The following is a 516-nucleotide window of genomic DNA, read 5'->3' as shown; positions in this document are numbered from 1 at the left end:
GAAAGTCGGTAACACCCGAAGCCGGTGGCCTAACCCCTTGTGGGAGGGAGCCGTCGAAGGTGGGATCGGCGATTGGGACGAAGTCGTAACAAGGTAGCCGTACCGGAAGGTGCGGCTGGATCACCTCCTTTCTAAGGAGCATTCTCCCGATGAGGGTTCACACAGGTGAATTCGTCTCGGGCAGAGACTGTTTCGTTCCCGTCTGTGGAGCGGCAGGAGCTCATGGGTGGAACGCTGGCAAGCACTCTTCGGATCGTCTCTTCCGCCTGGAAGGGATCGAGGGGTTATATCGGTGCGCTGTTGGGTCCTGAGGGAACACGCAAGTGTTTTTTCAGCGACGATGATCTTCGAAACGAGACACTGTGTGTGTTCTTGCGGTAGGGGTTGTTGTGTGTTGTTTGAGAACTGCACAGTGGACGCGAGCATCTTTGTTGTAAGTGTTTATGAGCGTACGGTGGATGTCTTGGCACCAGGAGCCGATGAAGGACGTGGGAGGCTGCGATATGCCTCGGGGAG

Annotated in this window: 2 rRNA genes; both read left to right on the top strand. The window is 56.2% G+C overall.

What is annotated here, in order from left to right:
• A 16S ribosomal RNA gene (locus MWU77_RS24450) occupies positions 1-131 on the top strand; the annotation flags it as partial.
• A 300-nt stretch (positions 132-431) separates the two neighbouring features.
• Positions 432-516: ribosomal RNA gene (locus MWU77_RS24445) — 23S ribosomal RNA — on the top strand; the annotation flags it as partial.

This window comes from Rhodococcus sp. F64268, assembly GCF_023015605.1.
Lineage (GTDB): Bacteria > Actinomycetota > Actinomycetes > Mycobacteriales > Mycobacteriaceae > Rhodococcus.
This window is presented reverse-complemented; position numbering and strand designations above follow the sequence as displayed.